Genomic DNA, 13,631 nt, shown 5'->3' with positions numbered 1-13,631 from the left:
GGTTATCAGCCTTCCTGATCGAGATAGAAAGGCGCGGTTTCGCCGTCTCGCAGGATCACTTTGCCGCCCAGCGTGGTGCTCACATACTCACTGGCGAGCAGATCAACGGCGGCAGATGGCGCAAGCGAGGCTTTCGGGATCTCGCATTTAACCGGTTTGCCGGTTGCCAGGTTGGTGCCGTCCAGGAAGATACGCGCATTGATGGTGGGGCGAACGCCGCCTTTAATGCGCGAACCGCTCACAGCTGCGTAGTCATAACTCAGCTTAATATCACCACCCGCTGCCAGAGTGCCGCTGGCGGTGGCCCGAATCATCCCAGCGGCATAGTTCACTTCATATGCGGTGGCAGCTATCGCGCTATCATCAGAGGCCAGCAGGGCGCTAAGCCCCTCGGTTGCCAGGTTGCTGTTGGGCAGCTTTGTCCACAATCCCGCTTTCAGCAACGTGACCGGTCCATCGGTGACGGTACCGGCCCCCTGATTGATAGTGGCGATTTCGCCCATCAGCGCCATGGCCAACATCTCTGCAGGCTGGTCATCAAACGCGATCGCAATTTCGCTGGGTTTCGCAATGGTGACGCTATTCAACGCCTGGCCATACGACGTTTTCTTTTTGGATGTTCGGTCTTTGGTGTCAGAGGGGGTGTTGATCTGCAACTGGGTTGCGTTCAACGGGCCGACCAGACCGGTAGGGTTGCCGGTTTCATCAAAGCGATCGAAGTAAACGTCGCCTGCTAACAGTAGTCCGCTCATGGGCGTGCTCCTTTGGTTTTGAATTTAATTTGATACGCTAATGGGTAGTAGCCAAAGCCGTTAGAAAAGCCCGGTCGAGAGGGCGCGTTCTTGCGCACAAAGTTGCCTAACTCGCAGTGCAGCCCCGCCATGGCGTGAATCACTGAGGCCAGCAACGGGCCGCTTTTGTTGGCGTCCCGTAGGCTGACGGCAATGACGATCATCCATGTTTGGGTGACATTACCCTGCAGTCCGCCTTGCGACGTTTCTGGCACAGCATCACCTGCATAGATAACATGCGCAGCGGGGGTTACTTGGCCGCGCTCTTTCATCTCAGCTAAGTCGCAGCTGCGATATACCTTGCGCAGGCCGGAGACCGCTTCTAGCGCTTGCACTAGATGGTCTTCTGCAACCAGGTAGTTATCTGTTAGCTGAAACATCAGATAAATCCCTTACTGTTTTTACGACCAAACACCAGGCCATCACTGCACATCTGTGCAGTGTTGTTACTGGGACTGGCATCACCTTCATCTGGCATGCCCAGGGAGATTTTTCCGGTGCCCAGTTTGCTGAGAAAGTCGATCGCATTGTCATAGCGCTTTTCGATACGCTCTGGCGCGTGTTCGTCATGCAGCAGATAGCGGGCGACATCACAGCAGATGCGTACTAAAACGTCGGGCACGCTGGGCAGGGGCAGGGTGTAGCGCCCGCCGAGATAACCATCGACCTCGGCACTGGCATCGGCTAATGCCTGGGTCAGCACTGTGTCATCGATGACACCGGTGGAGCCGTCCCGATCGGTGAGGAGGATTAGCTCCTCTTCACCGAAGCGTTTGGTCATATCGTTGCGGGCTGCGTACATGGCTTACGCCTTATCCAGTTCGTCAGTGAACGCTTCCCAGGCGGCATCACGCTCTTCGGCGGTAGTGCCTTTTGGGTAGGCGTTGGCCTTGGGGCTGCCGTCCTCTTTCCAGAGTGCGGCATCCTTTTTGTCCAGCTGGCCGATGTGAGCTACAAGCTCTGCCAGGCGCTTTGCGTCCACGGCCCCTTGCGCTTCGCTATCCTTAACTGCTTCGCCTTCCAGCAGCTCTGTGCGGCGATCGCTACGCAGCTGCTCCAGCTGTGCTTCGTTAAAATGATCGGCGGGGAACTCATTACGGCCCTGCTGAAAAACTTCACCCGCCCGGCGATAGCCAGTACCTGCTGCACAAATGACAATAATCGTTGCTTTAGACATTGCATGGTTTCCTCTCGGAATAGATTTATAGGTGAGCGTCCTTGCTCTAAAACGGTGTTAGCCCGCGCCGCTGATCAGATCAGCCAAGGCACAACTACCACTTCAACCGCTTTATAGTTGGTGTTGCTTTCGCCCTGGGCTTTGTACTCAGCTTCAACAACCGCTTTCGCTGCGGCGCGCTTGCTTGGCCCGACAATCAGCATGTTTGGCATGATGCCCAGTGGGCGGCCTTTGTCTGATTTATGCGCCCCCATGGCAGCAATCGCTGCATCAAAGTTGGCGGTATTGAGCGTGGCTTTTGAACCAAACGCCTGCTGCCAAAAACCGAAGCCCACGTTGCCCCGGCCATCAACGCCATAGAGATACTCATCTGCTATAAACACATGGTCTGAATTACCGGCATCTGTTTTAGCCAGCAGACGATAATCACGGCGGCGCTGATAGATCAGCGGCTTAAGTGGCCGGGTGGTGTCCAGCAGGAACCAAGGGCTTTCTGCACCGGCCTGCATATTGCTGACAGATTGCTCGTTACCGTCTTCACCCACGGGATGGTCAGTATCAAAGAAATACTGGCCGTCATAGCAGGTTGTCGTGAAACCGGCAGCGAGCAGGGCAAAGATCAACTCATCGGGGTGGGTGGATGATGCGTATCCCATATCCTGAAACTTAGGGCTGAGAATGCCGTAATTGTCATCTTCGATACGCTCGGCGGGGATACCTTCGGTCGCTTCGAACTTTTTATTTTTCAGCGAATAGTCATAGACTTTCATGCGGTTGATCTGACGATCGCCGATCCACTCGCGCAGACGACTAAACTCGCCGAGCCAGCTGTAATCTTCTTGGGCTGTCGTTGAGGGCACCAAGGTGGCGACTTTTGGCCAGAGAGGTGTGTAAGAGCTTCGGCCGATTTGAAACGCGGCGTTAACAGCTGCATACAGCGCTTTAAGTGCGCTTGGCGTAATATTCATCGTTTTATCCTGTCCTTAAAATTAAGCGTTAAACCGGGCTTACTGGCCCAGCGCTACCCAAACACCATCACCATCCACCTGGATGATCTTGCCTGCGGCATTGAGGGTGTTGGTGGCGTGATCGATTGAGAGCGTGGAGTCATTCACGAAGTAAGCGGTCGCGCCGACATCGGTCACCGCGATATCGCCGCTGTTGGTAAACTTATGTTCACCCGAAACCACTTCGGCTATGATGCTGCCGTTAGATCCGGCGCTGTTATCCACTTCAAAGGTGGTTACACCGGCACTCAGTGCGGCACCTGAACCATCAGTGACGGCGGTCAGATAGCCCGCATCCAATACGGTCGGGGTGTTAGCGTTTAGGGTGACTCCGGCTTTTACTCCGTAGGCGCGCTTACGGCCTACGCGCTCTGCTTTAGCGCTCATTGGCTCAACTCCTGTTTTGATTTAAGGAAGGCCGCTTTATCCAGCCCGGTGGTACTCAGCACCGCCAGGTCTTCAGCGGTTAGATCGTCTGCCTTTTCTCCTTCTGGCTTTTTGCCTTGGGTTTGCTGGGCTTTCAGCGCAACCAGGGAGGGGCGGCTATCGAGCATGGCCTTCAGTGCAGCAACACCCTGTTGCTCGCCAAACTTGGTGAGGTAGTCCTCTTCGGCGGCCAGCACTTTGCCCTCTGCTTTGGCATCCTTCAGCAGCTGTTCCAGGCTTGCCTCATCAGAACCGGCTTTCAGCACCGCCATCTGTGTGACCAGGGCGTTGTAAGTTGCGGCAGGCACATACATCGACAGATCGATGTCTCCATCTTTGGCTTTGAGGGCCGCGACTTCGGTTGTCAGCTCTTCTGATTTAGCGGCTTTTTTGGCCAATGCGCCCAGCGCGCTCAATGCCGCTGTGCTCTGCTCATCGGTCAGCTGATCACCTTCATTCAGCTCAATGCCGAGTTGGGCCAGCAGCTTACGCATCGCTTTGTTCATAACAGGATTCTCCTGGGGTTGGTTATCGTGGGTAGGGTGAGGAACGATCTGTGCGCAAAGAGCTTCGAGATCTTGCATGCCATCGATACCGGCACGGTTGGTCAGCGCTGCGCTGTGGATAAAAAGGGGTTCGCCGGTGCGTTTGTCGTACGGAAACACGGAAGAGAGAAAGCGGTATTCCTTGCCTTTGATATATTCGAGGGCGCGGGAGGTCCACGTCGGCTTAATCCATAGGCCAGAACCTTCCCGCCATTCCATATGCTCTCTAAACCAGCCGCTAGCGGGGGCGGGCTGACCATTTTTGTCTGCATTCAGGGTTTGATGTTCGTAATCGATCACTAGGTCATTTACAGCCGCCTTGGCAATTGAGATAAGACGGTGAGCGATGTCTGCGGTTAGATTCCACTTGCCGCCAGGCACATCGAAGGGACGGCCATCAACAGCGCTGAATTCACCAGCGGGGAGTAGCTGGCACCAACCAGCATCGGTGTCATTTAGTTCAAACGACAGCGCAACAACGCCGAGATTGGCGTTGCTGGTGGCTGACAGTACAGCGATTGAGTGGGGTGATTGATTCGTCTTCATGCCGCCAGATTAGCGGCATGGGTGGTGGCGTGGGTTTAACCTTGGTCAGATGTTTTTAACTACAATTCCTCACTAGTACTATCTGATGAGGACTCATCAGCTTCAGATTCATTGAAGCGCCCGAGATAGTTTTCTTTTTCTTGTTCAGTAAATGATTCTACATCAACGATAAGTGCCTGGGAGATTGAGCCTGCGAGATCCTTAGCATTAATTTTTAACTTAACAGGTACCTTACCCCATTCAGCATCAATCAATGCGGCTTTATTTGGCTCAGTTAAAGACGTATCCTGAACTTTAGCCCAAAAAACGGCACCCGAATCAACATTTCTCACCTTAACTTTAAAGCCGTTTATAAAAGAAGAATTAACTTCCATTAAACGATAGGATCCATCTAGTCGTACTTCGGCCGATTTTCTTTTAGCATTCCTTGTCAACAGCTGCGCCTCTTCCCCTGTGATTTCAGCGCCTCCTACACCTATTTTTTCAGCCATTCCTGCACGTTTAAAAACCTCTGTGGCAGTATCGTGAGCATGACGCTGAACATTATCGATAGCGGGGTAACTCTTAGCTATATCACGTATCAACTTCATTCTTTCCGTCTCTTGTGCGGACATAAATTGAAACGTTTCAATGTGTGCTTTTTTCTCTTCAATTATTATTTCTTTCTGCCTAGCGTCTTTGCGATCTTGCAGATAGTCCTTATATGCTGTGTTACCGGCATATAGAGACCCAAGCACTATAATTAATAAAACCAGTTCCTTACTAGACATTTTTGACACCGCCGATCCAAAAGCTTTATCCAGAATTTCTTGTAAATCAATATTAAAAATCGAAGATCCATCTTCCACTCCGATGGCTAACTCAAGCTTTTTTTTGTCTTCAACAGTCAGCTTATTTACATTATAAGTCCCATATTCAGCATACGCATAGGCGCGATGAATACCCCGTTGAAGCTCAATGAAGGCTTTCATTATGGATGGAGTTATTGAGTTGTGGTATTTTGGGCCTACCAAGTGAATCTGAGCTAAAGGCCACCCATCAAACTTTAATTTAATGTCATCAGCATCAATCGAGCCATCGTTGATTGATCTAAGTAAATTAAAAGCATCTATTTCTGTTTTAAGAACGACTTCCCTTGGCATCTATGGCTCCCTTTGAGTAATGGCGTATTAACAATGATACAACTAATACCATTCAACGCGTTAGACCCGCGTTAGAAACCATATACTCACTTTGCGCACTCCATCATAACCACTAAGCAACACAACCCCTTACAGCGCCGCTCAGGCCTCCTTTTGCTAGCCCTCTGCCTGAATAAATTCATCCAGGATATCGATAACTTCTACTTCATCCTCATCACTTAACCCAAAGAATGACCGCGCCTCTATATTGCGGCTCTCATCACCTAGTTGCTGGGTGGCGGCATAAGCGTCTGTACCGGGGCCAGTGCTCAGACCCGCTTCATCGGCAGACCAAAAAGGGAAGATGGTATCGCGCAGGTGGAGTGTTTCACCGTGGAGGATCTTATCAACCGGGACGCCTTTGCGCTGTTTGCGCTTTATCGTGGCCGCTTTAAGGGGAGCCCAGGGGTTGCCGTCCGGGTCTTCTTCGTTATCGAAGTGATCGCGGGTGCGCTCTTCCAGGAAGTGGGCTATCTCCATCATGGCGGGCTGGGTGTTGCTGACTTTTTCAATAAACCGGTCCAGCACCTCATATACCGGGTCGCTGTCATATGCCAGGCTGATTGCTGTTTGTGTTCCCGCCATTGGCTTTTTTATCCTATAATGAAGGTTCTCCAGACAGACAAGGACTTCGAGTTCCGTCCACTGATCTGTCGGTGGGGTGCAACGGCGAAGCGCGGCACCCGCCCTTATTCCTCTTTTGCTGATTCTTTTCTGACGTACAGGTTCACACCTTCACGCTGTCGCTCTAAGTAGGCATCATTATCTGGCACCTTTTGGCCACGTTGCTTTCTATGAGGCGTAAAGGATGTATTACCCGTCCAGATGCCTTGTCCATATTCAAAAGCACTGAACCCATGCACTGACTGGCCAGACTCTTCCATCACCCAGCGTTTGATGTAACGGCGCTTAAGCTTGTATTTACCCGGGCGTGCACGGTCGGTTTCGAGTATTGCCCAGATCTCGTCGGGGTTTTGTATTGCCCTGGCAAGTAAGCGCATATAGCGGTGGCGTAGTTTGTCTTTCGATACTTTGTATTGGCCGTCGGCCCCACGAAACAGATAGTCGTTAATCGCAATGGGCTCACCCAGAACATCTTTAAATATCAAGTCACCTTCGCCAAACTCACCCAGGAACGCCTGCACGTATTGCTCGTCTGGCAGACCGTCAACCATCAGACTCTTTGACGAAACAGAGGTCGCAGCAGGTAGAGGCGGTTTAGCGACCGGGCCGACGGGCACAGATTTTATTGTGCTGGGCCATTGTTCCTGGACGTGGGGAGTACTTTGCCTCAGCCAACTCTGCCCTGGCGTATGTTCAAAACCGGGATCGATGCCCAGGGGGATCTTACGGATCTCGCCGGTGCGTTTGTCCGGGTACTCTTTAAATTCATCTGCAGGGGCGATATCCGGCCCGGTTTTGCCCAGGCGGCGCATGGCCCGTTCTGACTTGGGAAACTTCTTACACTTGCAGCCGTAGCCGTTAGAGGGGCTATGTGCCCCCCAGAACGGATCATCAGACGCTAATACCAACCTGTCCCATTTCTTGTGCTGCGGCCTGAAGTTCTCGGCCCCTGAGTGGCGATACTCCATGTAGGGGAACAGTTTTTTAAAGCCCGGCTCGGCCATCTGCGCTTCACGCCCGGCATTGTATGCCTGGCGAATATTGGTCTCGTAGATCAGCCGAGAGCGCCAGCCACGCGATCCGTGATAGCTCCAGCCATGCTTTTCAACAATGGTGTCGAAACGCTTTTGAAAGTTTTGCAGGGTTTCACCGTCTTTAATCGCGGCCTGTATGCCCGTCAGAAAGTCTTCAACAATGGCGGTCTTTTTGGCACCGGCGATCATAAAACCGTGATCATGCTGCTGACCATAGACGTCGGCCCAGCCGTTAGTCGGCAGGGGCACCTTCTGTTGCAGATAGTCGATAGCCTCTTTAAAAGGCTTGCTGCCGTAGGCTGGCATTATTCGGCATCCTGCAGCAGCTCATAACGGCCCGCTATGGCTGCAACGGTGAGTGCCTGACTCATGGTGTCGGTTAGCGCGGCGCCGTCCAGCGGCAGCGCCATCAATTGTTCTGTTAACTGCTCCAGACTGTCGGCGTTGTCGACCAGCTGGCGCAACGTGTCTAACAGATCATTGGTGTTTTGGTCAGCCTTTGCCTGAACGTTATCAACCAGCGCATCGATCTCATCTGTATCCAACTGTTGTGCTTTCAGCGCTGCGAGGGCGACCTCTTTTGAACTTTTTGCTGGTGAGGCTGGCGTTTGCGGGTAACTTTGAGATAGTTGCAGAATCTCTTCGCCTTCATTGGGCTGTGGGATTTTGGTTTTCTCATTTACCCAGCTCATTGGGATTCTCATACCGAGAGAAACAAGGCCGTTTAATGGTTCAACGAACTGTTGCAGATCTTCCGGCTCATTCAGATCGAACTCTAGCCGGGGAATTCGACGGGGGCTACTGAACGACTTACCGTTCAGCACATACATGGGGTAGACCACATCGCGGGTCAGTGTGGCCGCCAGAGACTTCAGATCGGCGTCGCGGATCTCTTGCCGCACTTCGTTGTGTACGTTGCCCAGTGCATTGGTTGAGCTTTTACCGTCGGCCTGGCTGGTGAGGGTGCCGCCCAGAATGGCTTTAGACTGACTCTTTTCACACCAAGCTATCATCGCCATGAATGGGTCACTGGCACCCTCGGCGGCTTTCTCGAATTCGATCTCCATCCCTTTGGGAATGATGCCACCTGCGTTGTGACCGATACTCATCACTGCCCGCAGCAGCGTTAGCTTTTCACGTTCGCTGGCCCCTTCGGGGTATTTACCCAGGCGCAACGGCAGGCCGTAGATCTCAAGAAATTCGGCGAGATCTCGCACGCTATAGTTCTTAAACAGGAATGGCCAGGCCAACACGCGCACGAGACCACGGCGTGACAGATAGCCAGACTTAGCTTTCGCCTGGTGGCTTATCCAGCCAAACGGGCGCAACGGTTCACCTTCGTGACTGCCATCACGTAGGCGCAGCTCGTCCCGTTTATCCGGGTGGGTTTTAAACCAGCTGGAGTCGCGCCATTCGGCGTCGTTGATAAAGTGGGTTTTATCCTCAAACGTCCAGGATATTTCCAGGTTAGCGAAGCTTTTCAGAATAGCGTCACCGCAATCGAAAATAGCCTCATCCAGCCAGGTTGCTGAGCGTAGCTGCTCTTCGATCATTTCAGCATCGCGCTTTTCGGCAGCGCTGGCGTTCGATGGTGGGACAATGTTCCAGTCTGGCCCCTGCATGGCTAAGCGGCGTTTACCCAGCTCACTCTGTACGTGAGGGTCTTTCTCTTCGATATCTTCGGCCAGTTCACACTGACGCATCAGATCACCTTGCTCAGCCTCTTTCATAATGGTCGCCAGCTTTGCAGGCGTCAGACCGCTGGACGGATGGTCGCTGTAGTGACGGTGAAGCTGCGCCAGTTTAGCATCGGCCTCGGTTTGCGGCTCGGCCAGATCCGGCAGGTCGAACGGCTGGCCATTGATATCAACCAGTGTAGATTTAGCCATTACCAGGCTCCCTGTTTTGAATAGTTGGGTATATCGTAATCGTCGTCATTGTCGGCACCGCCCCACGGATCGGACTTACCAGGCACGGCCATAAAATCAATACTGCCGCCTTCCATCCAGCTCGCGCGGATCGCCATGGCCAACGCAACCGCAAAGTCACCGTGCCGCTGCTGGCCATCACTGCCGGTACCGCTGCCTTTTTCGATTTGCGGCACGCCTTGCTTGACCTGAATCTTGCTCATATCGGACTGAATGTCTTCGTGCCGGGGAATCTCCAGGTTGCCGTCTTCAAACTCGGCTTTAAGTTTTGGCATCCACTCGCGATACCAGGGCAGGTTAAGCATGACGGCATCAACAATCTCGGTACCCCACTTCAGCCGGGCCGCTTCGGCCAGATAGCCGCCGTTGCCGGTGGCGTCGAACGCAGCAGCGGTAAATCGAGGCAGACGGGTGAGAATGTAGAAAAGCACGACGCGCTGGGTTTCGTAAGGTGCGTTCGCCAGCTCTACCAGAAAGGGCACACGTTTTGTCAGATCCGGGTAAATGGTTAGCGGGCAGAACACTGACAGATCGCCTTTGCGGGCAAAATCTTCCCCGAAGACATGACGATGGTTGTCGTTGAGCTTATCCAGCAAAGGCTGCAGGACGTTCTCGCACCATTCTGCAATGATGCGGGTGCGCTCGCCTTCGGGCTTTAACTCAAAGTCTTTAGGGGCCGTCCAGCGCACAATGGGGATAGAGCGATCGGAAACCATTGCCCGTTCGACCAGTGTGCGCTTGATATAGATACCGCTGCCCGATTTAGGCACACAGTAATATTCTTCCAGGGCGTCTTCTTCGGTTGCCGTGTCTTTCAGCAGCCCGGCTTTCCACTCGTCCTCAGCTTCTTGCGTCCATTCTTTGCGGGTGATTTGGCATATCCGCTTATACAGCCCTTCTGCACAGGCATCGTCTAACGTGATGGTGTGCACGCTATAACGCTTTTTACCGGCACGGCTATCAATAATCAGTTGATTAAAAAGGTTTTCAATGCCGTTATGGGTGCTGATGATGCGGACTTTGCTGCCCCACATGGTGAGTGCCAGGGCCGCTTTAAGCAGCTCGGCCAGGCGGTCATGGAATGCCGCCTCATCAATAGTGACGTTGCCCTGCATACCCCGCAGGTTTGATGGGTTGCTTGAAAGAGCTTGTATCTTAAAACCGCTGGCGAAGTAGATAGTGAAGGTGAGGATCTCTTTGCCTTCTTTACCCTCATCGATAAACAGCTCTTCCTGGATATCCCCGGCCGCTTTATCAAACATTCGCGACCACATTGCCGCCGCTTCGATAAACTCCCGCGCCATCTCTTTGTTTGAACCAACGTAGAAATGGTTGCAACCGCCTTCTGACTTTGCCGCCCCCGCACATAACGAACCGTCTGCAGCTTCGGCCCACGTGAGCCCGGTGCGTCGAGATTTCTCAGCAATCTTGAGTACAGATTCATCAGCTATCCAGCGCTTCTGATAACCCAGCAGCACTTCTGATGCATCAAATTGCTGAAGCTGCGCAACCCCCTCAGCAACAGCTTGAGATAAGGCATTAACTGAAAGATCCATAATTACGCAATCCCCAGGATCTGCTGCTTAATCGCTTTTACACCTTCACGGGTTAGCCCCTGCTGCTTCGCGACAGTATCGATGGCTTCGGCGGCATCTTCAGTGGCGCGCTTGCGGATCTCTTGCTCGCGTTTCTCATTAACTGTGGTTGCCTGCTCCAGATGCTTAATAGATAGCGCCAACTCTTTCAGCATCTTTGGGTGGGCCGGTTCCTCGCTAGTCATCATCTCGGTGGATGTTTCAAAAATCATCGTCTGGACAAACTCATTCAAGAGTTTTCCAACCTGACCCTGCGGCGCATTACCCAGCTTACCGATCCACATTTCTGCGACTTCGCGAGACTCACGCACTTTTGCGCCTAGAGCCTCCATCCGCATGCTATAACGGTTGACTGCTGACTTACTGACGCGTTGCTCAATCCCTTCTTCAGCCAGCAATTCATTCACCCGCTGGGCGGTTTCTACCTGGCCGACAGCGGGATCTCTTAGCAAGGCATGCAACGCATCGCGGATCTCAGCGGGCAGCAGATCGATTGAGGATTTACGCGCCATCTTCTTTCATTCCTCTGAGCAAGTTTGACCGCTCTTCCATGACCGCTTTCTGAAAAGCTCTCTCCGCCTGAGCGGCTTCGGGATCATCTTTCAGAAACTGTTTTTTAAACCCTTCCAGGCCTTTGATATTTGCAGAGACTTCCGCAGCCACAACAACTCTGGCGAATGATGCCAAAACGGTTTTCTGAGCTTTGGTTAAAGGCTTAACGGCCATAACGGTTCTCCTTCAGGCTCCCGGCCCCGGACGTTTTACACCGGGCACAATCGCTTTGCCCTGGGCGACATCTAGGCCGCGCTGGGTGAGGGCCACAACCTGTACGCTGTTCAGTGACCAGATCCTGCTCGGTTAACCAGGCGATCTCTGAGTGCAGTTTGTCGCGGCTGACGCTGTGGCCGTACAGCTCCAACCCCCGCTGCAGAATGCTGCTGTTGATCTTGTAGTCAGCGTCTTCGGCCAGCAGTCGCAGCAATACCAGCCGTCGGTCTTCTTGCTCAAATTGAGAAAATGGCATGGTTTACCCCTTGTTGTTCATCAGGTAGTCGTGAATGCGATCTACCGTGTTGGTTACCCGGTCCAGCTTGCTGTCCAGTGCTGAAGACTGTGATTGCAGCTTGGCGATATCTTCATGCGTGGGGGCATGCTTCAGGTTTTCTTCAGCCGATATCACACGTCGTTCCAGCGCATCCTGACGATCATCCAGCGCTTGAATATCAGTGCGGTTCTGGTTGCGCCCGGTGCGAATCCAGACAGCAACACCGATACCGATGGTGAATATCCATTGCATTACATCCAGCCAGAACTTAGCTGCGTCCCAGTTAACGTCCATGTTTTTGTTCCTCAATCTGTTGGCAGTGAATGCAGCGGGCTGCGTTGGGTTTTGCCTTTAATCGGGCGGGTTGAATATCTACGCCACAACTGATGCAGATAACCACCCCGTCTCTGATATCCTGTTCGGGTTCTGAGCGTTTCAGCGCGTTATCCAGGGCGTCCTGGCGCTGGCGCATTTCCAGCTCTTTGGCGTGATCGAGAATGTCGGGCATTACTTCACCATCCCTTTAATCAGATCTATTGCTGGGGATGGGGTTTGCTTCCATTTACTGAACGCATCAACGGTACGCATACCCATGTAGGTGAACAACGGGCCATAGAGTACGCCTGCCACTATTGGGCTGGCTCCCGCTATGGTATACGCCACCAACACAGTGTCTTCAACATGATTGAACAGGGGCGCTATACGGCTGACCAGCTCGGCACCCAGCACATAAGCTGTGCCGGAATAGCCTGATAAACGAGCCATTTTCGGGCGGGTTTCTTTAACGTAGTCTGTGCCGTTAATGGCTTCGGTGCGGATGGTTTCCTGGGTTTCGTGGTGCATGCCCAACTGATGATTGAGCTGGTTCTTTTCGCGCTCAGCGGCGATGTCTTCCAGCTTCACTTTCAGCTGCATCACCACGACAACGTCTTCGGCAGGCATACCAGAAACGATCTGCTCAATATGTGCCTTAGCCCCGTCTGTGGACATCCCCCCGGCAACTTCAACCGCTGAGGCCAGCTTTTCAGATACTGAGGCCGCTTTATCGCCGCCGAACATCTGGCCTGCCATACGAATCAGCGACGGGCCTGCGGTGAGAAGGGCTGTTGCTATCAGAGACATGGGTATGCCTTCCAGCACAGTTCGAAGTGAGGGCCGTCTGAGTAAACCTTTTCACCCTGACGTTTTTTTCGCTCGATATATGCCTGACGGGCGGCTTCTGGTGTGTCGTAGGTATCGAGCAACGCCCAACCACCACCCCAGCGAATAGCGACGTTAAATTCTGCGGCGGCTTGCTTTATAGCGGCCGCTATCTGGTAGTAATACGGCCAGTCATAGCTAACTGTCCCGTCCACCCATGCCGCTAAATCAACTGCATGAGATACTTCGCCCAGCTCTGGGTTATTCGCGGGCACTCGGAGCAAATGGCGGCTATTGAGGGTTGCTGAATCGCCTGTTTTCACAAGCCAACGCTGCCGCTTAATCTCGCGCACTCCCTCGGTCACTGCAAAGTCAACAGCCGACAAGGCAAGTCCGCGCTCTACAACGGCGACCAGATCAGGATGTACTTGCTGCAGATTCTTTTTGGAACGTCGCCCCAAAGCGAATGGCTCTGGTGTATGGTTTTCAGGCATAAAAAATCCCCGTTAATCTGAAGTCCATTGATTTCGTTAGGACTCTAACGGGGATCTGGTGGGGGTGGGTTTAACCTAGGTTAGATGTTTTATGGGTA

Annotated in this window: 19 protein-coding genes; all 19 read right to left on the bottom strand. The window is 52.9% G+C overall.

Features of this window, described 5'->3' with window-relative positions; genetic code table 11:
- Positions 1-5: 5 nt before the first annotated feature.
- The 19 genes from OCU43_RS00730 to OCU43_RS00640 all read right to left on the bottom strand — a co-directional run bounded on the left by OCU43_RS00730 (position 6) and on the right by OCU43_RS00640 (position 13,533).
- The gene (locus OCU43_RS00730; RefSeq protein WP_091354545.1) at positions 6-752 is read right to left on the bottom strand and encodes a phage tail tube protein; all 747 of its coding nucleotides are present in this window, start codon (positions 750-752) and stop codon (positions 6-8) included.
- Entirely contained in the window at positions 749-1,171 is a 423-nt protein-coding gene (locus OCU43_RS00725; RefSeq protein WP_091354542.1) for a phage tail terminator protein, read from the bottom strand. The genes OCU43_RS00730 and OCU43_RS00725 overlap by 4 nt, the downstream gene beginning before the upstream one ends.
- A complete protein-coding gene (locus tag OCU43_RS00720; protein ID WP_091354539.1) occupies positions 1,171-1,593 on the bottom strand; it encodes a gp436 family protein in 423 nt (140 codons plus the stop codon). Before OCU43_RS00720 ends, OCU43_RS00725 begins: the two co-directional genes overlap by 1 nt.
- Before the next feature lie 3 nt (positions 1,594-1,596).
- Positions 1,597-1,968: an HI1506-related protein gene (locus OCU43_RS00715; protein WP_091354536.1), complete on the bottom strand. Its 372-nt coding sequence runs from the start codon at positions 1,966-1,968 to the stop codon at positions 1,597-1,599.
- Between the two features lie 74 nt (positions 1,969-2,042).
- Entirely contained in the window at positions 2,043-2,936 is an 894-nt protein-coding gene (locus tag OCU43_RS00710) for a Mu-like prophage major head subunit gpT family protein (RefSeq protein ID WP_091354534.1), read from the bottom strand.
- A 39-nt stretch (positions 2,937-2,975) separates the two neighbouring features.
- Positions 2,976-3,362 carry a hypothetical protein gene (locus OCU43_RS00705; protein ID WP_091354531.1) on the bottom strand — a complete coding sequence of 129 codons (387 nt, stop codon included), beginning with the start codon at positions 3,360-3,362 and terminating at the stop codon, positions 2,976-2,978.
- Positions 3,359-4,492 carry a phage protease gene (locus OCU43_RS00700; RefSeq protein WP_091354528.1) on the bottom strand — a complete coding sequence of 378 codons (1,134 nt, stop codon included), beginning with the start codon at positions 4,490-4,492 and terminating at the stop codon, positions 3,359-3,361. The genes OCU43_RS00705 and OCU43_RS00700 overlap by 4 nt, the downstream gene beginning before the upstream one ends.
- A 59-nt stretch (positions 4,493-4,551) precedes the next feature.
- Complete coding sequence (locus OCU43_RS00695; RefSeq protein ID WP_091354525.1) at positions 4,552-5,634, bottom strand: hypothetical protein; 1,083 nt, start codon at positions 5,632-5,634, stop codon at positions 4,552-4,554.
- Between the two features lie 156 nt (positions 5,635-5,790).
- On the bottom strand, positions 5,791-6,258 hold the full coding sequence (locus OCU43_RS00690; protein ID WP_091354523.1) for a phage virion morphogenesis protein: 468 nt from the start codon (positions 6,256-6,258) through the stop codon (positions 5,791-5,793).
- A 104-nt stretch (positions 6,259-6,362) separates the two neighbouring features.
- Positions 6,363-7,637 (bottom strand): PBECR2 nuclease fold domain-containing protein, encoded by a 1,275-nt coding sequence (locus OCU43_RS00685; RefSeq protein WP_091354521.1) that lies wholly within the window; start codon positions 7,635-7,637, stop codon positions 6,363-6,365.
- Positions 7,637-9,220, bottom strand: a complete 1,584-nt coding sequence (locus OCU43_RS00680; protein ID WP_091354518.1) for a DUF935 domain-containing protein — start codon at positions 9,218-9,220, stop codon at positions 7,637-7,639. The genes OCU43_RS00685 and OCU43_RS00680 overlap by 1 nt, the downstream gene beginning before the upstream one ends.
- Positions 9,220-10,815, bottom strand: a complete 1,596-nt coding sequence (locus OCU43_RS00675; RefSeq protein WP_091354517.1) for a terminase large subunit domain-containing protein — start codon at positions 10,813-10,815, stop codon at positions 9,220-9,222. Before OCU43_RS00675 ends, OCU43_RS00680 begins: the two co-directional genes overlap by 1 nt.
- 2 nt (positions 10,816-10,817) lie before the next feature.
- A complete protein-coding gene (locus tag OCU43_RS00670; protein ID WP_091354515.1) occupies positions 10,818-11,366 on the bottom strand; it encodes a DUF3486 family protein in 549 nt (182 codons plus the stop codon).
- The gene (locus OCU43_RS00665; protein ID WP_091354513.1) at positions 11,356-11,580 is read right to left on the bottom strand and encodes a hypothetical protein; all 225 of its coding nucleotides are present in this window, start codon (positions 11,578-11,580) and stop codon (positions 11,356-11,358) included. The genes OCU43_RS00670 and OCU43_RS00665 overlap by 11 nt, the downstream gene beginning before the upstream one ends.
- Positions 11,570-11,878 carry a VpaChn25_0724 family phage protein gene (locus OCU43_RS00660; protein ID WP_245756499.1) on the bottom strand — a complete coding sequence of 103 codons (309 nt, stop codon included), beginning with the start codon at positions 11,876-11,878 and terminating at the stop codon, positions 11,570-11,572. The genes OCU43_RS00665 and OCU43_RS00660 overlap by 11 nt, the downstream gene beginning before the upstream one ends.
- 3 nt (positions 11,879-11,881) lie before the next feature.
- Complete coding sequence (locus tag OCU43_RS00655) at positions 11,882-12,193, bottom strand: DUF2730 family protein (RefSeq protein WP_091354511.1); 312 nt, start codon at positions 12,191-12,193, stop codon at positions 11,882-11,884.
- Positions 12,183-12,407 (bottom strand): TraR/DksA family transcriptional regulator, encoded by a 225-nt coding sequence (locus OCU43_RS00650; protein WP_091354508.1) that lies wholly within the window; start codon positions 12,405-12,407, stop codon positions 12,183-12,185. Before OCU43_RS00650 ends, OCU43_RS00655 begins: the two co-directional genes overlap by 11 nt.
- The gene (locus tag OCU43_RS00645; RefSeq protein ID WP_091354504.1) at positions 12,407-13,021 is read right to left on the bottom strand and encodes a hypothetical protein; all 615 of its coding nucleotides are present in this window, start codon (positions 13,019-13,021) and stop codon (positions 12,407-12,409) included. The genes OCU43_RS00650 and OCU43_RS00645 overlap by 1 nt, the downstream gene beginning before the upstream one ends.
- Positions 13,012-13,533 carry a M15 family metallopeptidase domain-containing protein gene (locus OCU43_RS00640; RefSeq protein WP_091354501.1) on the bottom strand — a complete coding sequence of 174 codons (522 nt, stop codon included), beginning with the start codon at positions 13,531-13,533 and terminating at the stop codon, positions 13,012-13,014. The genes OCU43_RS00645 and OCU43_RS00640 overlap by 10 nt, the downstream gene beginning before the upstream one ends.
- Positions 13,534-13,631: the final 98 nt, after the last annotated feature.

The organism is Amphritea atlantica, from assembly GCF_024347255.1.
Classification (GTDB): domain Bacteria; phylum Pseudomonadota; class Gammaproteobacteria; order Pseudomonadales; family Balneatricaceae; genus Amphritea; species Amphritea atlantica.
Note: the sequence above shows the minus strand (reverse complement) of the source record. Positions and strands in the feature narration are given on the sequence as shown.